Origin of the sequence: Nocardia sp. NPDC059691 (assembly GCF_042733915.1) — a bacterium.
Lineage (GTDB): Bacteria > Actinomycetota > Actinomycetes > Mycobacteriales > Mycobacteriaceae > Nocardia > Nocardia sichangensis.
In genome coordinates, this window is record NZ_JBHWFB010000003.1 from 616,722 (window position 1) to 637,839 (window position 21,118).

The window sequence follows — 21,118 nt, forward strand, 5'->3', positions numbered from 1 at the left end:
ATGCAGCTGCGACAACCTCGCTGCGGCACCTACCATCGCTCCATGTCTCTGCGCGCGATACCGGATTCGATGGACCCGACGGTGGTCGGGTCCATCGATCGCGAGCTGGACCGGGTGGAGCTGGACCACCGGGTGTCGATCCGGTTGGCGATCGAAAGCGGCAGCCGCGCGTGGGGCTTTCCGTCTCCCGATTCGGACTACGACTGCCGGTTCGTCTACGTCGCCACGCTGGAGACCTACCTGTCCCCGTGGCGCACCCGCGACGTGGTGGAGACGCCGCTCACAGACCTGCTCGACGTGAACGGCTGGGATCTGGCCAAAGCGCTGCGCTTGCTGGTGCAGGGCAACGCCGTGCTGATCGAATGGCTGATGTCGCCGATCGTGTACCGCGGCGACCCGCTGTTTCGCGACCGATTGCGCGCGCTGGCCGATGAGGTCGCCGACCGTGACAGGGTCGCCCGGCACTATCTGCACCTGGGCGCCAAGCAGTGGGAGCTGTTCGAGCGCACCGGATCGCTGAAGAAGGTGTTCTACGCGCTGCGTCCGGCGATGGCACTGCACTGGCTGCGCGAGCGTCCCGGGGCGGCGGTGGCGCCGATGCACCTGCCCACACTGTTGCGGCAGTGCGAGCTGCCCGCGGAGTTGTCGGCGGCGGTGACCGAGCTGACCGACCTCAAATCGCGAACCCGCGAGATGGGCAGCGGGTCGGCGCCCGCGCCGATCTCCGCGTTCATTGCAGCCGAATTCGCATGTGCGGAAGAGATTTTCGTCAAATCTCGGGTCCAGGACCTCACTCGGGCCAGGGCGATCACCGCGGAGTTCTTCCGCTCCGAGGCACTGGCGGGCTGACGCCTACGAGGCGACTTTCCGATCGTCCTCGGCGACGGCGTCGGCGTAAGCCTGGGCGAGTCGTTGCGTGGCGGTGGGGCGATCCGGATCCGGGCGCGGTATGCCGAGGTGGCTCTCGCGTAGTTCGTCCATGAACTCCGCCCACAGTCGCGGACCGCCCGCCTCGAGCAGTTCGGCCCGGACTCGGAGACGCCTGGTGGTCGAACGGTGCCGCAATCCCCATGCGCCGAGCTGCGCCATGATCGGGACCAATTGGATGGCCGGTTCGGTGAGCCGGTACTCGGCCTTCTGGCCGGGCCTGGTGTCCGCACGGCTGAGCAGCCCGGCGGCCACCAGGCGCTTGAGCCGGTCGGACAGGATGTTGGAGGCGATGCCCTCCTCCGATCCGGCCAGCAGTTCGCGGAAGTGCCGCCGGTTGCCGAACATCACGTCACGCAGCACCAGCAGCGTCCACCGATCACCGATCACCTCGATCGTCGCGTTGATCGGGCATCCCGAACGTCCCTCCTCGCGCATCCGGCACTCCTGTCGGTCGTCAACTACTGCTTGCAATATACAACCAGTTGGCCGTACGCTGCCTCACAACCGATTGCGAATTGCAATCACTTAGTGGGAATGAGTGGACCATGCCGAAGCTGCGCGTACACAACCTGGCGATCTCTCTGGACGGCTATGTCGCCGGTCCGAACCAAGGGCCGGACAATCCGCTGGGCGAAGGCGGCACGCGACTGCACGAGTGGGTCTTCGCGACCCCTTACGCCAACCCGGAGGCCACGAACGATCCCGGCGTCGACGATGAGCATCTGGCCGCGGGCGATCGGGGCATCGGCGCGACCATCATGGGCCGCAATATGTTCGGTCCGATTCGCGGAGCATGGCCGAACCACGAATGGACGGGTTGGTGGGGCGACAATCCGCCGTACCACCACGACGTCTTCGTACTGACGCACCATCCACGCCCGTCGTTCGGGATGGAGGGCGGGACCACCTTCCACTTCGTGGACGAAACCCCCGAGGCGGTGCTGCACCGCGCGTTCGACGCGGCGAACGGCCAAGACGTGCGCTTGGGCGGCGGTTGCTCCACGGTGCGGCAGTTCCTGCGGACGCGGCTGGTGGACGAGTTGCATTTGGCCGTCGTCCCGATCCTGCTCGGCGCGGGCGAGCGCCTCTACGACGATCTGGGCGAACTGCCGGGCTACCAGGTCGCCTCGGTGACCCACTCCCCCGCCGTCACCCATGTCACCTTCACCCGCTCCGAGGCGTGAGGACCCTCCGAACAAGCGGAAAGGCCCCACACCGTCCCGGTGCGGGGCCTTTCGAAAGTCAAGTCGCGATCAGAGAACGCGGACGTCCTGGGCCTGCGGACCCTTCTGTCCCTGGCCGATCTCGAACTCCACGCGCTGCCCCTCATCGAGGGACCGGAAACCCGAGCCGCTCACAGCCGAGTAGTGCACGAAGACGTCGGGCCCTCCGCCGTCTTGTGCGATGAAGCCGAAGCCCTTCTCGCTGTTGAACCACTTCACAATGCCTTGAGCCATTTCATACTTTCTGTAGACGAGCCAGGTGGTGTTATCGAGATGCCCTGGTCTCGTAGATCAACGATGCCATGATCCGACGAATTACTCACGTTTCGCACCACCAACTGTGAGCTAACGCTCACGAGGACGCTCGGCTCGGTCGTGCGCGAGTGCACTCGCAATGCTCGCTCAGGGGCGGGCTGGTCTGTCACCTCCCACGCTCGGTCGGGTCCCGATCACGCGACATCGCCGGGGCCCGCCCGTCGGGTACCCGTACTTTTCGCCGGATAACGCCCGTCACCCTCCCTGACGAGCATGCTCCACCGACCTGCGCCAGGCAGCGTGGAGCTTCTTTGCTACGCGGCTCGAAACCGATACGGATTCGCTACCAGTTATCTTGTGCCGCAGCGTATTTCAGCGTACCACGCCTAGACTCCTACTTCAGCCTAGGTCCGTCGCCCACCGGGCGCACTGTTCATTAAGTTCTGTTCACGGCCGGAGGTAGCGCACCTGGCGCGGTTTCGCCTCGTCGTAGGCGGCGCGGCCCGGCAGCTGCTCGGGCACGCCGACCTCCCACCAGGCGCCCGCGTCGGTCCACGACGACGGCCGCGTCCGCACAACCAGCACGGCGGGGCGCTGCTCGGCCATCGCCGTCGCCCGCGCCCGTAGGTACGCGTCACGAAATTCGTCCAGGTCGGCGGCGGTGAAAGCGGCACACCCCAGAGCGGCGGCATGGGCGGCGAAATCGACTCGCGGCGGTTGTTCCCGCGTGGTGCGGCAATCGGCATAGAAGTTGTTGAACGGCTCGCCGCCCTGCCCCTCTTGCAGCCTCGCGATCACGGCATAGCCGTCGTTGTCGCAGACCACCGCGACGAACGGATGCCCGGCGAAGGCCGCCGAGAACAACTCCGAGTTCAGCATCAGATACGAGCCGTCGCCGAGCAGCGTCGTCACCACGCCGTCGGTGCGCGCCATGGCCGCGCCCCACGCGCCCGCCAGCTCGTAGCCCATGCAGGAGAAGCCGTATTCCACGTCCATGGTCGGCGCGCCACCGGTCGCCCGCCAGCCGCCGACGAGTTCACCGGGCAGGCCGCCGGAGGCCGTCAGCACATAGTCGCTCGGACCGCTCAGGTCGTTCACGGCGCCCACCACCTGGGCGTAGCTCGGCGCGCCCGGGGTCGGCGCGCGCAATTCATCGGTGTGCGCGTCCCAGGCGCCCCGCTGCTCGGCGGCTCGCGCGGTCCACTCGGCGTCGACTCGCCACTCCCCCATCCGCCCGGCCAGCTCGCACACCGTGGCCTCGGCGTCGCCGACCACCGCTAGCGCGCCGTGCTTGACGGCGTCGAAGCGTGCCACGTTGATGGTGACCAGACGAACGTCCGGTGCGAAGACCGTCCAGGACGCGGTGGTGAAGTCCTGCAACCGGGTGCCGACCGCGAGGACCAGGTCGGCGTCGGCCGCCATCGCGTTCGCCGACGCCGAGCCGGTGATGCCGAGCGGTCCCGCGTACAGCGGATGCTCGTGCGGCACCAGGGTGCGGCCAGCGGTGGTCTCCACGATCGGAATGCCGCGCTGCTCGGCGAATTCCAGCAGGGTGCGTCCCGCGCCCGAATACCGGACGCCGCCGCCGAGGATCAGCAGCGGACGGTGCGCGGCGCGCAGTGCGGCGACGGCTTCGGCGAGTGCCCGGTGGTCGGGACGTGGCCGGGTGAGACGGTGCAGCACCGGCTCGAAAAGCGTGTCAGGGAAGTCGTAGGTCTCGGCCTGGACGTCCTGTGGAAGCGCCAGGACGACCGGGCCGACGTCGGCCGGGTCGGTGAGCACCCCGGCCGCCTGGGGCAAAGTGGCGATCAACTGTTCCGGGCGTGTGACGCGGTCGAAGTAGCGGCTCACCGCGCGGAACGCGTCGTTCACGGTGACGGTCGGGTCGCCGAAGTGCTCGACCTGTTGCAGAACCGGGTCCGGCGCGCGTCCGGTGAAGGTGTCGCTAGGAAGGAGGAGGAGAGGGAGGCGATTCGCGTGTGCGACGCCCGCCGCCGTCACCATGTTGAGCGCGCCGGGACCGATCGATGAGGTGGCGACACCGACCTGACGCCGATGAGTGGCCTTCGCATAGCCGACGGCGGCCAGCGCCATCCCCTCTTCGGCGTGCCCGCGCCAGACGGGGAGTTCGGCGCGCCGCTCGTGCAGCGCGGTGCCGAGGCCGAGCACGTTTCCGTGGCCGAAGATCGCGAAGACGGCGGGGAACAACGGCGCCTCGCAGCCGTCGAGTGTCTCGGAACGCTGGGCGATCAACCAGGCCACCAGCGCCTGCGCCGTGGTGAGCTTCATCCGATCCGTCCTTCGTGGGAAGTGACCGGGCAACGCGGATCGATCGGCTCGGCGTCCCAGCGCGCCCGCACCCAGCTGTGCGCGGGGTCGTCGCAGAACGCCATCGATCGCTCGGGCGCCGGACCGGCCAGCACGTTGAGGTAGTACATGGGGTAACCAGGCGCGGCGATGCACGGGCCGTGATAACCGCGCGGGATCAGGAAGACGTCACCGTCGCGGACCGCGACGTTCTCGTTAACCGTGCCGTCGGCGGTGTACGTGCGGTGCATAGCGAATCCCTCGCGGGACGGGGTGATGCCGTCCCGTCCGGCGATGCGGAAGTAGTAGATCTCCTCGTTGACGACCTCGCACGCGCTGGCCTCGTCGTGCTTGTGCGGCGGATAGGACGACCAGTTGCCGTCCGGGGTGATCAACTCGCAGGCGTTGAGCTTGTCCGCGTGTTCCCACACACCGGGTATGCCGAAGTTGGTCACCTGACGCGTCGCGCTTCCCGCGCCTCGGATTTCGACCGGCACCTCCTCGGCAGGGCCGTATCTCGGCTCGAGCCGCTTCCCGCATCGCGCCATCGGCAGTGCTACCTCGAGGTCGCCGCCCTCGGCCACGAGTTCCAGTTCGGCGTCGCGCGGGACGTAGGCGAAATCCGTCACTCGGGTGAAGACCGATTCCCGGCCGGTCAGCGCGTAGGTCTCGCCGTCGACGCGTACCGTGCACGCCCCTGACAGCGGCAGGACGAACGCCTCGAACTCCCCCGTCCGAACTGTCCGCGACTCGCCCGCGTCGATCCGCAGCACCCGCAGCCCGGCATAGGTCCATCCGGCGTCGTCGGGAGTCAGCAGGATCGGGTCACCGTCATGACGCAGCGTTCCTTCCGGACGATGCAGTGTCATCGCACCTCCTCCATGCTCGATCCAGAACCGGCAACTCGGTCGCCTCGCCGGGCGAACACATTCGGCCGACCCCTTCGCCGACGACCGTGCCAGTGGTCGGAGACTGTGCCCGTGCTGTACACGGCAGGAACGACGGGAACCGCTCGGATCGGCTCTGTCGGTGAGCGATCGCCGCCGTCTGTGGCACATCGCGAGGCCGGTACCCAGATGCTGTCCCGCCTCATCGGGCTTCTTTCAGCAAGCGGGCGGCGGTTTCGACCGCCCTGGCGACGTCGCCGTCCGGTGGGTACAGCAGGGTGCGGCCGACGACGAGACCGCGAACAACGTCGTGGCCGAGCGCCCCGCCCCACAGCGCTCGATCCACCGCCGGATCTCCGGACGGTGCACCGCCCAGCACGAGAACCGGCAGTGTGGTGGCGTCCAGTACCGAAATATCCTGCGGTGCGGGGATCTTCAGCCAGGTGTAGGCCGAGGTGACACCGAGTCCGGAGGCCACCGTGATCGCCCGCGACAGCGAGACCGCGTCCTTGCTCATCACCAGCGCATCGGAGCCGTCCCGGTGATACGGAAGCGGCTCGACCATCGCCATCAGCTCGTGCGCCGCTAGCTCCGAGACCGCCTCCGCGCAAGCTTGCAGCGTCGGCACGGTGCCCGCGTCGGAGTCGACCAGGCGCAGCAGCATTTTGCCGCCGTCGAGCCGGAACCGCGCGATGGAGTCCGCGTCGTATCCGGTGAAGCGGTCGTCGATCTCCCACTCCGCGCCCGCGAGGCCACCGCGGTTCATCGAACCGATCACGACCTTGTCGTCCAGCGCGTCCAGCAGCAACAGTTCCTCGACCACGTCCGGCGAGCCGAGCACGCCGTCGACATCCGGGTCGGCCAGCGCGATCAGCAGCCGTTCCAGCAACGCGCGCCGATCCGCCATGGCCGTGCGATCCGCGCCGACGCCCAGCGCCCCGCGGGCCGGGTGGTCGGCGGCGACGAGGAACAAGGTCTGCTTGCCCGCCAACAAGTCGGCGCGGCGTACTCGTTCGGCGTAGGCCCGTTCGACCGCGGCGGGGTCCGTCGCGCGCACGTGCAGTAACTCACGCCAGCGTTCGTCGGTCACATGCATGACAGTTACTCCTTCCCGCACTCAGTGCTCAGCCACGGTCCGCGGCTCGATCACAGATCGGTCCGCGCGCCGCTTCTCGATTGCCGGCCCAGCTCAACCGCACAGCTGAGTCTCCATCGGTGCGGCTGCCCCTGATTTCCGGCCCGGCTCCACCACACAGCTGCTCCCCATTCGGTGCGGCTGGCCCGGAATTCCAGCCCGGCTCCACAACACGGCCGCTCCCCATTCGGTGCGGCTGCCCGGAATTCCAGCCCGGCTCCACAACACGGCTGCTCCATTCGGTGCGGCTGCCTGGCAGATGCTCGATCTCCGCGTCCGTGTGCCATCGCATCCGCCGCACGCCGGGCAAGAAGCGGCCGATGCGCCCATCGTGTCGGCGTTGGTGTCGGTGCACGCGAGGCCGATCCGAAAGCAGACCATGGATCGGATAGCGGCACTTGCGCTTCGCGGGCCACCGAGCTGCCGGAGCCCGTAGCTGCGCTCCGTCCCGACGGGCATCCCTCGCACACACGCGCAGTGACTCGCCCCAGAGCCGTCGGCCACCGGCACGACAGCCCCTTCGCCCCGCCCTCGCGACTTCAGCCGCACAGCAGTTCCTCGATCTCCGCGGCCGTGGGCATCGCGTCCGCGCAGGCCAGACGCGCGGCGACCAGGGCGCCTGCCGCGTTGGCGTAGGTAGCGATGCGTCGTGGGTCCCACTCCGAGAGGAGGCCGTGGACCAGCGCCCCGCCGAATCCGTCACCCGCGCCGAGCCCGCACACCACGTCCACGCGGCACGGCGGCACCGTCCAACGTTCCTCGCCGGTGGCCACCAGCACGCCGTCGCCGCCTTGCTTGATCACCGCGAGGCGCACTCCACGGGCGAGCAACCGATCGGCCGCCGCGTGCGGGTCAGCGGTGCCCACCGCCATCTCTACCTCGGCACGGTTTCCGACCACTACGTTCACGTGGTCGACCATCCACCCGATCTCGGTCCGCGCGGTCTCGACATCCGGCCAGAACATCGGCCGGTAGTCCAGGTCGAGCACCGTATGCCCGCGTCGTGCACGCCGCAGCAATATGTCCCGCTGCGTGCCGCGCCCCGGCTCCGCGCTCACTCCGGTGCCCGTGACCCACAGCAGGGGCACGGCATCCACGACTTCCCAGGGCACTTCGTCCAGAGTGATGGTCAGGTCCGGCGCGATCGGCGCGCGGTAGAACAGCAGTGGCGGATCGGACGGCGGCGTGAGCTCGCAGAAGACCACGGGCGTCTGGAGGTCCGGCGCGGTCGTCACATAACGGGACGAGACGCCGAAGTCCTCCAGCGCCGTGCGCACGAAGTCGCCGAAGCCGTCGGGGCCCACCTTGGTCAGCACCGCCGTACGGCGACCGAGCCGGGCGGCGGCCACGGCGACGTTGGTCGCGGTGCCGCCGAGGAACTTCGAGAAGCTGCGCACCTGTGCCAAGGCGACGCCGCTTTGTTCGGGATACAGGTCCACCCCGACCCGGCCGATGGTCAACGCCTCCAGCTCGGTCACGAATCCGCCTCCTCGTTCACGGCGTCACCACGCGTCGCAGTTCGTGCTGCAGCGCCTCCAGTTCCGCCCCGCCCGCCATCTGGCGGGTCAGTTCCGGCAGGTCGATCTCCGATTTCTCGTACGAGCCGAGCATCGCGCCCCGCTTCAGCAGCAGGAATCGGTCACCGACCGGATAGGCGTGGTGCGGATTGTGCGTGATGAGCACGACGCCGAGCCCGCGTTCGCGTGCCCGCACGACGTACTGCAACACCACCCCCGCCTGCTTCACGCCCAACGCGGCGGTCGGCTCGTCGAGAATCAGCACCTTCGCGCCGTAGTGCACGGCCCGCGCGATGGCGACGCACTGCCGCTGCCCACCCGACAGCGTGCCGACCGGCTGTTCCATGTCGCGGATTTCGATACCCATATCCGCCAACGCCGTTCGCGCGATCGCGCAGCCTTTCTTGCGGTCCAGCAGCCGGAACGGGCCGAATCCGAATGTCGGCTCCGAGCCGAGCACGAAGTTGCGCCACACGCTCATCAACGGCGCCACCGCGAGATCCTGGTACACCGTGGCGATACCGCGATCCAACGCCTCGCGCGGTGAGGCGAACCGCACCGATTCGCCCTCGACGCGCAGTTCGCCTCGGTCGTGCCGGTGCACTCCGGCGAGGATCTTGATCAGCGTGGATTTGCCCGCGCCGTTGTCGCCGAGCACGCAGGTCACCTCGCCCGCGTTCACCACCGTCGACACCTCGCGCAGGGCGACCACGCCGCCGTAGCTCTTGCCGAGGTCGACGGCCTCGATGAGGGAAGTCATCGGCGCACCCTTTCGGCTCGTTTCTGGAAACGGTTGTTGACCAGCACCGCAGCCAGCAGCAGCACACCGAGGAACAGCATGAACCAGTCGCTGTCCCAGCGGGCGAACACGATGCCTTGGCGCGCCATGCCGAAGATCAGCGCGCCGATCGCGGCCCCCACCGCCGAGCCGAAGCCACCGGTGAGCAGGCACCCGCCGACGACGGCGGCGATGATGTAGTGCAGTTCCAGCCCGACGCCCTGGTTGGCCTGCACGCTCGCGAACCGCAGGATGTTGCAGGAGCCGACCACCCAACCGGCGAACGCCGTGCCCATGAACAGCAGGATCTTGGTGCGATCCGCGGGCACGCCCACCGCGCGTGCGCTGGGCAGCGCGCCGCCGACGGCGAAGATCCAGTTGCCGAACCTCGTGCGGACCAGAACGATCGCGGCGATTGCGGTGAGTACGACCCACCAGACCACCGACGCCTGGAGGTGCGCTTCCCCGATGTCGAGTGTCGACGCGAACACCCATCCCGCCGACTGGTAGCCGTCCGCGCCGCGCACGCCCGATACTTGCACCGTGTCGGTGACCAGCCGTGTCACGCCGAGATTCAGGCCCTGAAGGGCGAGGAACGTACCCAGGGTGACGATGAAGCTGGGCAGGCCGGTCCGCATCACCACCCAGCCGTTGAACGCGCCGACGACCAGCGCGAACACCAGCGAAGCGAGCAGCGCGAACCACACGTTCCAGCCGGCGTGCACCGCGAGCAGGGCGGTGACCAACGCCGTGGAGGCGGTCAGCACGCCCGCCGACAAGTCGAACTCGCCGCCGATCATCAGCAGGGCCACGGCCACCGCCATGATGCCCAGCGTGGAGGCGTCGTCCAGCCAGGTCGCGACGCCGAGCGGACTCAGGAACCGGTCGGTGACGACGGAGAAGAAGACGAACACCAGCAGCGCGCCCAGCGCCGCGCCGATCTCCGGCCGCACGGCCAGGCGTTGCAGCGGTGAGCGGCCCGTGTCTTGGGTGCGGTCGGGTGTCTTTGTGGCAACGGTCATTTCATCCACCTCATCGCGTGCCCTGCGCGACGAGCGCGGCGACGGCGTCCACATTGCTCTTGTCGACGAAACCGGGTCCGGTCTGCACCGGAGCGCCGCCTCCGGCGGTGTTCAGATTCGTCCGGTACAGCTTCAGCAGCACGATCGGCAGATAGCCTTGCTCGTACTGTTGCTGATCCACCGCGAACAGCAGCTTCCCGGCCCGAATCGCCTCCACCACATCGGAATTCAGATCGAAGGTGGCGACGGTGGCGGCCGAACCGGCTTCCCGTACCGCGTCCACGGCTCGCGCGGCGACTTGCGAGTTCAACGTCAGAACCGCGTCGATGGAGCGGTCGGCCTCCAGCGCTCCTTTGATCCGTGATTGCGCGTCGGTCGGATTGTTGATGTCCACCTGGAGCGTGGTGGCATTGCCGAAGGCCTTGGTCGCGCCCGCGCAGCGCTCGTTCGCGCCGATATTGCCCGCTTCGTGGATGACGCACAGCATTTTGGTGCGCCGCGCCTCGGCGAGCCGTCTGCCCGCGGCCTGCCCGGCCAGCGATTCGCTTTGTCCCACATGGACGAACGCGCCGAACTTCGCGCTCTCGGACTCGCCCGAATTGATGGTCACAACCGGAATGCCCTTTGCGACAGCCTTTTCCACCGACGGCCGCAGCGCCTCCGGATTGGCCATGGAGACGACGAGCCCGTCGACGCCCTGCGCCACCGCGTTGTCGATCAGCTTCGCCTGCTGGCCGGGATCACCGGAAGCGTTGTACTCCACCCGGATTCCGAGGTCCTTGCCCGCCGCTTCCGCGCCGTTCTTGACGACGTTCCAGAACGCGTCGCCGGGGCTGCCGTGGGTCACCACCGCGACGGATTCCACCGTCCCAGCGGCCATCGGTGTTTGCGAGGGCGCGGGCGCGTCGGCGCCGGGGCCGGTGCACGCGGCCAGGAGCGCGGCCGTGGCGATCCACGGCAGCAGGCGGCTCGAACGCCGCCCTCTCGCGGTGAGGCCGCGCTGTGGTGTCGGAGACATCGTCGCTTCCTTCAGATTCCCGCGGCGGCGAGCGCGATGTCCGCGAGGTGGCGCAGGCTGCGCCCGGTGTCGTCGCTCGCCTGCCGCGCCGACTCGCCCGGCCGCAGCGCGGCGTCCTGCTCCAGCACGTACCAGCCCCGGTAGCCCGCGGCCCGCGCGGTGTGCACGAGTGCCGCGATGTCGACCTCGCCCTCGCCCAGCGGCACATACAGCCCACGGCACACGGCCGAGCTGTAGTCCAGCTTTCCGGCACGGACCTGATCGGCCAGCGCGCCGCGCACGTCTTTGAGATGAATGTGCCCGATCCGCTCCGCGTGCCGTCGCGCAAGCCGGACCGGGTCGGTGCCGCCGATGAGCAGATGCCCGGTGTCCAGGCAGATGTCGAGATCGGAATCAGCGAGGAACCGCTCGACCTCGGCCTCGCTCTCCACATGGGTGCCGACATGCGGGTGCAGCACCGTGCGCAGGCCGTGCGCGGCGGCTACGTCCCGGATCGCGGTGGCCGTGTCGACCAAGGCGCTCCACTCGGAGCCGTCCAGTTGCGGGCGCGCGTCGTACCCGTCGAAACCGGTCGCGGCGGCGAGGACGAGGACTTCCGCGCCCGCGGCGGCCAGCTGGGCGGCGGTGTCCTCGGCGCGGGCGACGGCGTCCTGCCGGTCGCGGTGCAGCACGGCGGCGAGGAATCCGCCGACGGCGGTGAGTCCGAAGGTCTCCAGCAACCGGCGCAGCTCACCTGGGTCGCGTGGCAGATAGCCGGGAGGACCGAGTTCCGTCGCGGTCAGGCCGAGTGCGGCCATCTCCGCCAAGACGGTGTGCGCGTCGAGCATGTGGCCCCAATCGGGGACCTCGCATACTCCCCAGGAGATCGGCGCGGCCGCGATGCGCAGCGGGTAGAGGGATTCGGTCATCGGTGCTCTCCGACCTTCGATGTCGAGGTGAACCGCTCTATTGGAGCGCTCCAACTATGTAACGCAGGTCATAGCGTGTCAAGAGTCGTCAGCGCGTCGCCAAAACGCAATTACCAGGCGATATTCGGCTGTGAGCGCCTGGCCCGAACCGATACGCCACTCGTGAAGTCCGATTAGAGCGCTCTATTGATCAGCCCGCGCGGAGCTTGTATCGTCCGAGCCGAAAAGGCCTGCGAACGCGGAACGGAGGCGACATGGCACGACCGACCATGGAAGACGTCGCCGCCCGCGCCGGCGTCTCCCGCGCCCTCGTCTCGCTGGTCATGCGCAACTCCCCGAAGGTCAGCGAGCACCGTCGCCGCGCCGTGCTCGACGCGGCGAAAGACCTCGGCTACCAACCGCACATCATGGCGCGCTCGCTGGCCAGCCGGACCTCCAACATCGTCGGCGTCATGGTCTCCGACCTGCGCAACGCCTTCTTCGCCGACGTCGTCGAAGGGATGGACGCCGCCGCCCAGGCCGCCGGCCTCGAACTGATCCTCAACACCGGCCGACGCACCGCCGCCCGCGAGCGCACCGCGCTGGAGAGCCTGCTCTCCTTCCGTCCCGGAGGGATCATCCTGCTGTCGCCGATCCTGCCCGCCGCCGCTATTCGCGCAGCGGCGCAGCAGGCTCCGCTGGTGCTGGTATCCCGCACGTCCACCGTCACCGAGATCGACACGGTCAACGACAACGGCGAGGTCGGCACCGGGTTGGCCGTCGACCACCTGGTCATGCTCGGACATCGGCGCATCGTGCACCTCGACGGCGGCGGCGCTTTCACCTCGGCCCCGCGCCGCAAGGGCTACCGCGCCGCCATGCAGCGCCACGGCCTGGAACCGATGGTCGTGCCGAGCGAGCACACCGACTCCGCGGGCATGGCCGCGGTGCGCAAACTGCTGAACCTGTTCTCCCACGACAACTTCCCCACCGCTCTGGTCTGCGGCAACGACTTCAACGCCGTGGGGGCGATGTCCGCGCTGGAGGAAGCGGGCCTGCGGGTGCCCGAGGACGTCTCGGTCGTCGGCTACGACAACACCTCGCTTGCCGCACTGCGTCACGTCGCGCTGACCACCATCGACCAGCCCCGCATCCAGATGGGCCGCCTAGCGATCGACGCGCTCACCGAACGACTCCGCGACGGCCGCACCACCCCGGCCCGCCGCCGGGTGGAACCGTCACTCGTCGTCCGCTCCACCACAGCCGCCCCACGCTGAACCACCGGGCCCGGAGGCCCGCCGACATACGTCGCGTCCATATATAAGGAGAGCCGATGTCACCTCACCGACCCGTCACGCTGGGCCTCGCCGGAACCGGCCGCATCGGAACCTCGCACGCCGAGACCCTGAAGAAGCTCCCGAACGTCGCCACCGTCCTGGTAGCCGACGCCGACGCCGACCGCGCCCGCACCACCGCCGCCGTCCTCGGCGTCGAATTCGCCCCCGACCTCGACACCCTCTTCGCCGCCGACCTCGACGGCCTGATCATCGCCACCGCCACCGACTCCCACCCCGAACTCATCATTCGCGCCGTCGACGCTGGGATCCCCGTGTTCTGCGAAAAGCCCGTGGCGGCCGATATCGCCGGGACCCTCGCCGTCATCGATCACCTCCGCGACTCCTCGGTGCCCGTCCAGATCGGCTTCCAACGCCGGTTCGACGCCGGCTACCGCGCGGCGCGCGAAGCGATCCGCTCCGGCAGGCTGGGGTGGCTGCATACCTTGCGGGCGACCACACTCGACCCGGCCCCGCCGCCCGCCGAGTACATTCCGCGGTCGGGTGGGATCTTCCGCGACTGCGGGGTGCATGATTTCGACATCATTCGTTGGGTGACGGGGCGAGAGATCGTCGAGGTGTATGCGCTCGGGGCGAACCGGGGCGCGGCGTTCTTCGCCGAAGCGGATGACGTCGACACGGCGGCGGTGGTGCTGCGTCTGGATGATGGGACGCTGGCCACCGTATCGCTGACCCGGTACAACGGGGCTGGGTATGACGTTCGGCTGGAAGCGTTGGGTTCCAGCGGGAATGCCATCGTCGGATTGGACGACCGCTCGCCGCTGATTTCCGTCGAACCCGATCACAATCCCTCCCCCTACCCTCCCTATGGGGGTTTCATGGAACGGTTCCGTCCGGCGTATGCGGAGGAGCTGGCGGCGTTCATCGAGGTTGCGGCCGGGCGGCTCGATAGTCCCTGCACTCCGGCGGAGGCTCTGGAGGCGTTCTATGTAGCAGAGGCATGCGAGCTGTCGCGGCGACAGGGTAGGGCTGTCGAAATAGCAGAGGTACGGCGCTGAGAGATACCCGGGGTCGGGAGCCGACATTCCGATTCAGTGATCAGGTTGTCGGCGGAAGACTCATATGGGCATCGCGGAGCTATTCGATGAGCTTGCGCTCTTCCTGCGGGCGCACGTGACCGGCAATGGATGAGTCAGCTCAACAGCCGGGCCATCTCATCCATAATCGGAGAGTCGGCGAACGGCTGGTCTTGGCCGATCACACGCCAACCCCATGCCTCGTATGCGGCGCGGGCCGGGTTGCCGACTCGCACCAGCAGGTACGCCAGTGATTCCGGCCGCCGGGTCAGCAAGGCATCGTGGATGGTCCTCGCGAAACCTTGGCCTTGGTAGTCGGGATGTACGGCGAACTCGCGAAAGATGTAGACGGGTGCGCCCTCTGTTTCCGGGGCCGATTGCGGGTAGACCCGAATTGCTTTCTTCCACACCGCTTGTGGTCTGCTGTAGGGAGTGCCGAAGGCATAGCCGATCATCCGGCCGTCTATTCGTCCCGCGACCAGTTCGAAGCCTGTTATCGGTGCGTACATTTCTTCGAGTCGTTCCCAGAATCGCACTGGGCTGTACCACGGGTTGTCTTGCTGCTCGCGGTGGGAGTCGAAGTATAGGGCCTTGAGTTCGTCTTCGAGTTCGAGTGCCTCAGCGGCGTCGTAGTGGGCGAGATCTAGCAGGCGCGAGGTCATGACCCGATGGCCTTCTCACGACAAAAGGCGTCGTCCCGCAGTAGTTCGTGGAGTTCCAGAGCGCTGCGCATGCGCCGCTGACCCTTCGGTACGGCCGCGAGGACTTGTTCCCCCAAACCCATGACAAACCGCGTCCGGTGCTCGATCGGCAAACCCGCCAAGGTGGTAGTTGCATGACCAGCACCCTCAGTTGGGTCTCCTGCCGAGACCAAGCAGATGGCACGCTGCAACTCGATCTGGACCGGCCCGCGCCGACTATTCGGCGGATACAGGTTGAGCGCCGCCGCCTGCGCCTCTTCTGCCCGGCGGCTATCGCCGAGATGGGAGTACACGAAGCTTTCGGTGAATCTGACTCGTTCTTCCGGATATGCCCAGCAGTGCCAGCCGTGATCCTTGGTCATGGAAGACGGCAGAGCTGCGAATGTCTCCCGCAGATCGTTCAATGACGACTCCGCCTCGTCCGCGCGACCCAACAAAGCGAAGGACTGGGCCCGCGCAGCAAGCAGGCTGGGTCTCCCGACTGCCGGACCGTCCGCGATCAGGGGATCGCATTTGCCGACCTCCTCGATGATGGCTTCAGGATCCAGTCCGTCATAGATCCCCCGGATGGCTTTGCGTCCCCGCACGAACATGATGGTGTGGGGATCGCCTGAGCAATCTGCGGCGTAGCGAGCCGTGCGCCACCACCGCGCCCCTTCGCGTCGGCGGCCGAGGTCCCCGATTGATTGAGCCATGTACTGGCTCAAAAGAGCGCCTATCCTGTACAGCTCGCGGCGCTGGCTAGCGCTCCGCGATGAACCGAGCGCCGCCTCGAGACTCAGGACATCCACCAACAGCATCTCTTGCAACTCGGTGGACGTGTGGGTGACGTATGCGGCTCCGTATTCGCGGACTATCTCGTTCCAGTCCTCCAGATCGACCGGAACACCCTCTGACACAGCGCGATTCAGGCCGTGCCGAGCCGACTCCAATCCGAAGGCCATACCGACACCGGCGGCTGACGCGCTGAGCAGAAAGGTTCGGCGTTGCACGTCGTCAACCTCTTTCGCCGCGCTCGGCAGGAACATCGGTGGATCGTCCGACTCCATGGTATCGCCGCCGGTTCCGCGCTCGACCGGGCGAAAACCGAGTTCGGCGTCAGTCGCGACGCCGAGTACGGCCCTCAGCCCGGCGCGGTAGTCCGCGTTCGGCCAGTGGAAGACGCCGCGCTCCAACTTCCCGATGTAGTTGCCCGACAGTTGAACAACCCGACCTGTTCGCCGATAAACCCAGGCGTTTACCGCGTCGGCGAGTTCCGCACGAGACAACGGATGCCCCGTGACTTCGGACTTCGTTCGAGCTCGTGCCGCTCTGAGCTGGTGATTCGGTTCAGACAAGCCCCGTCCCCCTCGTTCGGTAACCCGCAGCCAAATCATTGCATCCGCCCCAGGCCCCCAGGCCCGAACCAGCTCGACATCTCCCGATTCTCCCCATGTCCTCCCTCAAACAGGCGTTCCCGCAAAGCCACTTCGAGGCGGAATCTAGCCACAGCACCCCACGCCGAAGCGCTTTCAGGCTCTGCGGCGTCAGGTGCTCGTCTTCGATCGACTGGAGCAGGAGGCAAGGAATGCGATCCGTTCACAGATATGCGACGGGTGGCGCGACGCACCAAACGCCACTCGTGCACGGCATACCGTCAGACACATTGATGTCGAGATGCCGTTTCTACAGGGAGATTTGCGGTCTGCCTGCGCGTGTACAGCCGCAACTCCGCCAGATCTTCATCCCCTCGGGCAGCGTCGGAGGAATCACCGTTCCAGCCGAACTCGGCGCTTCCATCAAAGTTCACATGCAGGGGCGCGGCATTCGGCCCGGCCCGATCGTCTCGCATCCCCGCTCCAAGCGGTGGACCTTCCTCGTCATACCGGATGTCCCCAACGACAACATGGCTCTGTTCGGCGAACTGTTCCGCCTCAACGCGTCCGTTGCCAGACTCGGCGCCCAAATCGCACTCCCATCGCCCGCCGACCGCCATGGATTTCGAGTGTGGGTGAACCCGCCACGTGACAGTTACCGCCCGTCAGGGCTGGCTGTAATCGAAGCCATCCGGGCATGTGCCCTGCCTCGTCGACGTCGAGCGCGATAGGCGAGAAGAAGCAACGATGACATGGGACCGACTGACCATCGGCAGCTGGGTCAGCACGTATGAAGGCTGCCCCGTGAGAACCGTTGTCGATGAGGACCGTGATTACGTAACCTTCGTGTTCGGCACATCGGGTAACGAATTCGAGCTGATGCTCGACCGTGTCACACTGGCCGAGGTGGTCCAGCTCGGCTCGAGAGCCCTGACTGAACCGTTTCCGCTCAGACGTGATCCAAAGACCACACCCACGGACGGACTTGAAGGCTCGACCGTGTCAGCCTTGCCATGAGCACATCGGTGACTGTATGGATCCCGTGCTTCTCGGAGGCCGACTGCACGAGGCACTCTGGCACAAGGGACCTCGTAAGACAGTTGATCTGTGGTGACCATGGCACACTCCATACATGGAGAGCGAGGTGGAGCGCGAGCTGCGCCAGATGATCTTCGATCACCTGGCGCGACGAGTCCAGGAGCAGGGTTCGCTGACTCGCGAGGAGCTGACCGAGTTCGAGGTCGGCACCGAGACCTATCGGCTGATCGACCGCAACAAGGGAATCTGGAATCCTTCGCAATTCGCCGCCACCTTGTCGATTCTCTCGAAGCCCGACAGCCCCTACGACGATGAGGAAGTTGGCGATTCTCTCTATGCCTATGCATATCGAGACGGCAACGTCCGAGGCGACAACACCAAGTTGAGGCGCGCGTACGACTTAGCACTACCCATCATCCTGCTGCGATGGATCAAGATCGGTTCAGCGATCCGGTACGTCCCGGTATTTCCTGTCTACGTCGTTGCGGACGACCAGCCGGGCAAACGGTTCATCCTGGCGCTGGACGAGAGTCTGCGAGAAGTCAGCGATCCGTTGCATCTCAAACCGATCGAGCGCGCCTACGTCCAACGTGTGACGAAGCAACGACTACACCAGCCGGAGTTCCGGGGCCGGGTTCTGCTGGCCTACGACAACCGCTGTGCGATGTGCAAGGTACGTCACGCGCAATTGCTGGACGCCGCCCACATCATCGGAGACGGCAAGGAGCACGGTACGGCCGATGTCGACAACGGCCTGAGTCTTTGCAAGATCCACCACGCCGCCTACGACAGCAATCTGATTGGCATCTCTCCCGGGTACGAAATCCACGTCGGCGCACAGCTGATGCGGGACCCGGACAAGGGTCCGATGCTGCGTTACGGGCTACAAGCAATGGACGGTCAGCCACTAGCACTACCGCAGCGGCGGAAGGACTGGCCATCGGCGGAGCGACTCGAGGAACGGTTCGCCGAATTCAAGGAAGCTAGCTGACCAATGCAGTCAAAATGACCTTTGAGCACTCCCCGTCGATGGTTGACATCTACTTTCAGCGCTACACCGCCGCGCAGGCACGCGAACTACGCGACGAGGTCGAAACTATCTTCCGAGACTCCTACGTTGACGCGATCGAGTCCGGCGAGGAGTTCGAGTCGCCCGAAGCGTTCATGCACCGGTTCGCCGCCTACACCGATCCCGCCCGGGCTGGTGCCTTCGAGCTGGTGATCGCCCGCCTCGACGGCGAACTCTGCGGCCAGGCATGGGGTTGGCCGCTCACTGCCAAGACCGCGTGGTGGGACGGACTGAAACTTGACGAGGGCGACCAAGCGTCCTTCACCTCAGAGAACGGCTCTCGCACATTCGCGTTCAGCGAGATCATGGTGCGCAAGCAGTTTACGGGGAAGGGTATTGCGCGTGCCCTGCACGACGAACTACTTGAGGGTCGGCCGGAACGGCGCGCGACGCTGCTTGTCCGACCGGATAACCGCCGGGCGTATGACAACTATCGCCGCTGGGGGTGGCACCGCGTCGGCACACTGCGCCCGGATTGGCCCGATGCGCCACGATTCGATGTTCTGATGCGCGATCTTCAACAGGCTCACGTGGACCAGCAGGGTGCTGCTGCACACTGAGGAAAGAGCTGCGGCTCAGCGCTTCCATGCAGCGATTCCTGTCCGCCATCGACGAAGGTCATGTAGGGCATCCGGCGTTATCCCCTCATCGGCAAGCGCACCGTACGCGGAAGCGGATTCGGATCACATCCGGAATCAGACACCGTCTCGGCGGCTGAGTCACGACGGCAACAGCTTCGCGATGAACTCCGTCAACTGCTTCTGCATAGGAACGATTCCGGGGCCAGCGCGGGAAAAAACATTCTGGCAATTGGCATTTCACGAACCGCGGATCAACCGTGCGCACGCTTGCGCATTGCTAGCATCGGGCGGTTCGGGCAGTGGGGCGTATGAACCGGAGGGGAATGTATGAGCGGCGCATCGGGCTGCGATCAAGGACAGAAGCGGGTCATGGCGTCGCGCCGTGTCTCGTACACATTGCCTGCCCTGGTGGCTACGGCGCTTATGTCGAGTGGGTGTGGGGCTGGTGGCACCGCTGCTCCCCGCCCGATCGTCACCACGGTCTACACCACCTCGAAGACCCCGGCTCGCACGACTCCGCCGACGACCACCACTACCCCGCCACCGACGACAACCATTCCTCGGGTCATCCCGACCACGCCGGCCACCGACACCGCGCAGCCGATTCACGTCGGGATCTGTGTCGACCAGGCAACGGACACCCGGGTGATCGATGACCTGTGCGACACCACCGACAGCCGCTACGCCACCTTCTGGTATCGGCACACCGACGACCTGGTGTACCCGGCGGTCGGCGCCGCGGTGGCCTTGGCCGCCGGGACCTTCCTTCGCCCGAGCGGAACCGTAGTTCACGACCGAGGTGTTCCGACCAGTGGCGGAACGATCCAGCGCGGCGTGCTCGGCCAGGGGCGCCCTGACATCGGCGGCGTCGGCTCGTAGCCCATCTGATAGGCGGTCGCAACTGCGATCTCGGTCAGGCTCGTGACGGCGCGAAGCAGAGTCACGTCCGGTGAGACGTGGCCGAGCGGGGTTCGGTCCACCCTGCCGGGACCGCGGCAATACGCCGGTGGCGCACCCACCCGCGGACACCGATGGCCAGCGGTATCAGGACGGTGAGAAACCCTGACACCGGCTCGAATACGAGGCCGAACGCGGTCAGAACAGCGATTGCGCCGAGGATCGGCGCTGGTACGTAGCCGCGGGTTCGTTCCGTCTCGATCACGGCGACGCCGAAGCCGACGGCGGCGACGCCGAACGCCGTGAACCAGAAGGCGAGTTCGGTCTCCTCGCGACCGGTCGCCCAGATGACGCCGCCGAGCGCGGTATGTGCCGATCCGATGAATGTGAGAAGACTGCCCGCGATCGGAAAGGGAGTTTTTGAATCCATATTCCGAAACCTTGCCTTAGGCTGTCCCCCATGGCAAGACCCCGGCGCTTCACCGATGAGCAGATCCTCGACGCCGCACGCGACTTGCTGGCCGATCCGGCGACGACCAGGCCGACCATCGCCGCGATCAGTGCCGCTTCCGGCGTCCACACCGGATCGATCTACGTGCGCTTCGCTTCCCGCGAAGAGTTGCTCGCACGACTGTGGCTGCGCTCGATCCAGCGCTTCCATATCGGATTCGTCGCCGCGCTGTCGGGAGCCGACCCACTGCTCGCCGCCGCGATGCACCTGCCGCGATATTGCCGCGAGCATCCCACCGAAGCTCGTGCGATGAAGATGTTCCGGCGCGAGGAACTGCTCGAAGTGGGCTCTGCCGAGTTGCGTGCGGATATCGCAGGAGTCAACGACCGGATGAACGACGCGCTGCGTGCCGCCGTCGCGGCGGAATGCGGCGAGGCCGACGAGCATCACATGGCGGTCGCGGTGGCTGCCGTCAAGGCGATTCCCTACGGGCTCGTCCGCGAATACATCGCGAACGCGGTGGCCATTCCGGACTGGGTCGACGACGTCACCGCTACCGCGACAGCCGCCGTTATCCACAAGCTGCGCCGGACTGGTGTTCAAGTAGGCGGCCGCAGCGCTGGTGGTAGTTGAGCAGGGCTTGGTGTTGTCGGCGGCGCGCCAGCCGACCGAGCCCAGATGTGGTCAGCGGGACGG

The 21,118-nt window shown here is 66.8% G+C and carries 22 protein-coding genes; 9 read left to right on the forward strand and 13 right to left on the reverse strand.

What is annotated here, in order from left to right; genetic code table 11:
* Positions 1–42 precede the first annotated feature (42 nt).
* The gene (locus tag ACFV2O_RS10140) at positions 43–849 is read left to right on the forward strand and encodes a DNA polymerase beta superfamily protein (RefSeq protein WP_379251529.1); all 807 of its coding nucleotides are present in this window, start codon (positions 43–45) and stop codon (positions 847–849) included.
* 3 nt (positions 850–852) lie between these two features.
* Here ACFV2O_RS10140 and ACFV2O_RS10145 read toward each other — a convergent pair whose 3' ends face one another.
* On the reverse strand, positions 853–1,365 hold the full coding sequence (locus ACFV2O_RS10145) for a winged helix-turn-helix transcriptional regulator (protein WP_379251530.1): 513 nt from the start codon (positions 1,363–1,365) through the stop codon (positions 853–855).
* A gap of 110 nt (positions 1,366–1,475) precedes the next feature.
* Here ACFV2O_RS10145 and ACFV2O_RS10150 point away from each other — a divergent pair, with 110 nt between their 5' ends.
* Positions 1,476–2,114 carry a dihydrofolate reductase family protein gene (locus tag ACFV2O_RS10150; protein ID WP_356961223.1) on the forward strand — a complete coding sequence of 213 codons (639 nt, stop codon included), beginning with the start codon at positions 1,476–1,478 and terminating at the stop codon, positions 2,112–2,114.
* A 69-nt stretch (positions 2,115–2,183) separates the two neighbouring features.
* On the opposite strand, the gene ACFV2O_RS10155 is transcribed toward ACFV2O_RS10150, so the two are convergent.
* From ACFV2O_RS10155 to ACFV2O_RS10195, 9 genes are all read right to left on the reverse strand, one after another.
* The gene (locus tag ACFV2O_RS10155) at positions 2,184–2,387 is read right to left on the reverse strand and encodes a cold-shock protein (protein ID WP_014987157.1); all 204 of its coding nucleotides are present in this window, start codon (positions 2,385–2,387) and stop codon (positions 2,184–2,186) included.
* Positions 2,388–2,855: 468 nt separating this feature from the next.
* On the reverse strand, positions 2,856–4,697 hold the full coding sequence (gene iolD, locus ACFV2O_RS10160) for a 3D-(3,5/4)-trihydroxycyclohexane-1,2-dione acylhydrolase (decyclizing) (protein ID WP_379251531.1): 1,842 nt from the start codon (positions 4,695–4,697) through the stop codon (positions 2,856–2,858).
* Positions 4,694–5,584, reverse strand: coding sequence for a 5-deoxy-glucuronate isomerase (gene iolB, locus ACFV2O_RS10165; protein WP_379251532.1), 891 nt, complete (start codon positions 5,582–5,584; stop codon positions 4,694–4,696). The genes iolD and iolB overlap by 4 nt, the downstream gene beginning before the upstream one ends.
* Before the next feature lie 220 nt (positions 5,585–5,804).
* Positions 5,805–6,698 (reverse strand): aldolase, encoded by an 894-nt coding sequence (locus ACFV2O_RS10170; protein WP_355080592.1) that lies wholly within the window; start codon positions 6,696–6,698, stop codon positions 5,805–5,807.
* Between the two features lie 578 nt (positions 6,699–7,276).
* Complete coding sequence (iolC, locus tag ACFV2O_RS10175) at positions 7,277–8,215, reverse strand: 5-dehydro-2-deoxygluconokinase (RefSeq protein WP_379251533.1); 939 nt, start codon at positions 8,213–8,215, stop codon at positions 7,277–7,279.
* A gap of 16 nt (positions 8,216–8,231) precedes the next feature.
* Positions 8,232–9,014 (reverse strand): ATP-binding cassette domain-containing protein, encoded by a 783-nt coding sequence (locus tag ACFV2O_RS10180; protein WP_379251534.1) that lies wholly within the window; start codon positions 9,012–9,014, stop codon positions 8,232–8,234.
* Positions 9,011–10,054, reverse strand: a complete 1,044-nt coding sequence (locus tag ACFV2O_RS10185; RefSeq protein ID WP_379251535.1) for an ABC transporter permease — start codon at positions 10,052–10,054, stop codon at positions 9,011–9,013. The genes ACFV2O_RS10180 and ACFV2O_RS10185 overlap by 4 nt, the downstream gene beginning before the upstream one ends.
* A gap of 10 nt (positions 10,055–10,064) precedes the next feature.
* Positions 10,065–11,072 carry a sugar ABC transporter substrate-binding protein gene (locus tag ACFV2O_RS10190; RefSeq protein ID WP_379251536.1) on the reverse strand — a complete coding sequence of 336 codons (1,008 nt, stop codon included), beginning with the start codon at positions 11,070–11,072 and terminating at the stop codon, positions 10,065–10,067.
* Between the two features lie 11 nt (positions 11,073–11,083).
* Complete coding sequence (locus ACFV2O_RS10195; RefSeq protein ID WP_379251537.1) at positions 11,084–11,980, reverse strand: TIM barrel protein; 897 nt, start codon at positions 11,978–11,980, stop codon at positions 11,084–11,086.
* 254 nt (positions 11,981–12,234) lie between these two features.
* On the opposite strand from ACFV2O_RS10195, the gene ACFV2O_RS10200 reads away from it, so the two are divergent.
* On the forward strand, positions 12,235–13,236 hold the full coding sequence (locus ACFV2O_RS10200) for a LacI family DNA-binding transcriptional regulator (protein WP_355080602.1): 1,002 nt from the start codon (positions 12,235–12,237) through the stop codon (positions 13,234–13,236).
* Between the two features lie 56 nt (positions 13,237–13,292).
* Positions 13,293–14,312, forward strand: a complete 1,020-nt coding sequence (locus ACFV2O_RS10205) for a Gfo/Idh/MocA family oxidoreductase (RefSeq protein WP_379251538.1) — start codon at positions 13,293–13,295, stop codon at positions 14,310–14,312.
* Between the two features lie 134 nt (positions 14,313–14,446).
* On the opposite strand, the gene ACFV2O_RS10210 is transcribed toward ACFV2O_RS10205, so the two are convergent.
* Together ACFV2O_RS10210 and ACFV2O_RS10215 are read right to left on the reverse strand one after the other, a co-directional pair.
* A complete protein-coding gene (locus tag ACFV2O_RS10210) occupies positions 14,447–14,992 on the reverse strand; it encodes a GNAT family N-acetyltransferase (protein WP_355080606.1) in 546 nt (181 codons plus the stop codon).
* Positions 14,989–16,368 (reverse strand): hypothetical protein, encoded by a 1,380-nt coding sequence (locus ACFV2O_RS10215; RefSeq protein WP_379251539.1) that lies wholly within the window; start codon positions 16,366–16,368, stop codon positions 14,989–14,991. Before ACFV2O_RS10215 ends, ACFV2O_RS10210 begins: the two co-directional genes overlap by 4 nt.
* Positions 16,369–17,133: 765 nt before the next feature.
* Here ACFV2O_RS10215 and ACFV2O_RS10220 point away from each other — a divergent pair.
* From ACFV2O_RS10220 to ACFV2O_RS10235, 4 genes are all read left to right on the forward strand, one after another.
* Complete coding sequence (locus tag ACFV2O_RS10220; RefSeq protein WP_379251540.1) at positions 17,134–17,403, forward strand: hypothetical protein; 270 nt, start codon at positions 17,134–17,136, stop codon at positions 17,401–17,403.
* Positions 17,404–17,518: 115 nt separating this feature from the next.
* Positions 17,519–18,415, forward strand: a complete 897-nt coding sequence (locus ACFV2O_RS10225) for an HNH endonuclease (RefSeq protein ID WP_379251541.1) — start codon at positions 17,519–17,521, stop codon at positions 18,413–18,415.
* A gap of 14 nt (positions 18,416–18,429) precedes the next feature.
* The gene (locus tag ACFV2O_RS10230; RefSeq protein ID WP_379251542.1) at positions 18,430–19,053 is read left to right on the forward strand and encodes a GNAT family N-acetyltransferase; all 624 of its coding nucleotides are present in this window, start codon (positions 18,430–18,432) and stop codon (positions 19,051–19,053) included.
* Positions 19,054–19,482: 429 nt separating this feature from the next.
* Positions 19,483–19,953, forward strand: a complete 471-nt coding sequence (locus tag ACFV2O_RS10235) for a hypothetical protein (protein ID WP_379251543.1) — start codon at positions 19,483–19,485, stop codon at positions 19,951–19,953.
* 61 nt (positions 19,954–20,014) lie between these two features.
* Here the strand turns inward: ACFV2O_RS10235 and ACFV2O_RS10240 are convergent, their stop codons facing one another.
* Positions 20,015–20,401: a DUF6463 family protein gene (locus tag ACFV2O_RS10240; protein ID WP_379251544.1), complete on the reverse strand. Its 387-nt coding sequence runs from the start codon at positions 20,399–20,401 to the stop codon at positions 20,015–20,017.
* Between the two features lie 30 nt (positions 20,402–20,431).
* Between ACFV2O_RS10240 and ACFV2O_RS10245 the strand changes: the two genes are divergently transcribed.
* Complete coding sequence (locus ACFV2O_RS10245) at positions 20,432–21,055, forward strand: TetR/AcrR family transcriptional regulator (RefSeq protein WP_379251545.1); 624 nt, start codon at positions 20,432–20,434, stop codon at positions 21,053–21,055.
* Positions 21,056–21,118: the final 63 nt, after the last annotated feature.

What these genes read in the sequence shown, in the direction of transcription:
- ACFV2O_RS10185 (WP_379251535.1), bottom strand. Translation starts at nt 10,054, where the DNA reads ATGACCGTTGCCACAAAGACACCCGACCGCACCCAAGACACGGGCCGC.
- ACFV2O_RS10140 (WP_379251529.1), top strand. Translation starts at nt 43, where the DNA reads ATGTCTCTGCGCGCGATACCGGATTCGATGGACCCGACGGTGGTCGGG.
- ACFV2O_RS10150 (WP_356961223.1), top strand. Translation starts at nt 1,476, where the DNA reads ATGCCGAAGCTGCGCGTACACAACCTGGCGATCTCTCTGGACGGCTAT.
- ACFV2O_RS10170 (WP_355080592.1), bottom strand. Translation starts at nt 6,698, where the DNA reads ATGCATGTGACCGACGAACGCTGGCGTGAGTTACTGCACGTGCGCGCG.
- ACFV2O_RS10200 (WP_355080602.1), top strand. Translation starts at nt 12,235, where the DNA reads ATGGCACGACCGACCATGGAAGACGTCGCCGCCCGCGCCGGCGTCTCC.
- ACFV2O_RS10180 (WP_379251534.1), bottom strand. Translation starts at nt 9,014, where the DNA reads ATGACTTCCCTCATCGAGGCCGTCGACCTCGGCAAGAGCTACGGCGGC.
- ACFV2O_RS10230 (WP_379251542.1), top strand. Translation starts at nt 18,430, where the DNA reads ATGACCTTTGAGCACTCCCCGTCGATGGTTGACATCTACTTTCAGCGC.
- ACFV2O_RS10155 (WP_014987157.1), bottom strand. Translation starts at nt 2,387, where the DNA reads ATGGCTCAAGGCATTGTGAAGTGGTTCAACAGCGAGAAGGGCTTCGGC.
- ACFV2O_RS10240 (WP_379251544.1), bottom strand. Translation starts at nt 20,401, where the DNA reads ATGGATTCAAAAACTCCCTTTCCGATCGCGGGCAGTCTTCTCACATTC.
- ACFV2O_RS10195 (WP_379251537.1), bottom strand. Translation starts at nt 11,980, where the DNA reads ATGACCGAATCCCTCTACCCGCTGCGCATCGCGGCCGCGCCGATCTCC.
- iolD (WP_379251531.1), bottom strand. Translation starts at nt 4,697, where the DNA reads ATGAAGCTCACCACGGCGCAGGCGCTGGTGGCCTGGTTGATCGCCCAG.
- ACFV2O_RS10205 (WP_379251538.1), top strand. Translation starts at nt 13,293, where the DNA reads ATGTCACCTCACCGACCCGTCACGCTGGGCCTCGCCGGAACCGGCCGC.
- ACFV2O_RS10225 (WP_379251541.1), top strand. Translation starts at nt 17,519, where the DNA reads ATGGAGAGCGAGGTGGAGCGCGAGCTGCGCCAGATGATCTTCGATCAC.
- ACFV2O_RS10190 (WP_379251536.1), bottom strand. Translation starts at nt 11,072, where the DNA reads ATGTCTCCGACACCACAGCGCGGCCTCACCGCGAGAGGGCGGCGTTCG.
- iolB (WP_379251532.1), bottom strand. Translation starts at nt 5,584, where the DNA reads ATGACACTGCATCGTCCGGAAGGAACGCTGCGTCATGACGGTGACCCG.
- ACFV2O_RS10210 (WP_355080606.1), bottom strand. Translation starts at nt 14,992, where the DNA reads ATGACCTCGCGCCTGCTAGATCTCGCCCACTACGACGCCGCTGAGGCA.
- ACFV2O_RS10245 (WP_379251545.1), top strand. Translation starts at nt 20,432, where the DNA reads ATGGCAAGACCCCGGCGCTTCACCGATGAGCAGATCCTCGACGCCGCA.
- ACFV2O_RS10145 (WP_379251530.1), bottom strand. Translation starts at nt 1,365, where the DNA reads ATGCGCGAGGAGGGACGTTCGGGATGCCCGATCAACGCGACGATCGAG.
- ACFV2O_RS10220 (WP_379251540.1), top strand. Translation starts at nt 17,134, where the DNA reads ATGACATGGGACCGACTGACCATCGGCAGCTGGGTCAGCACGTATGAA.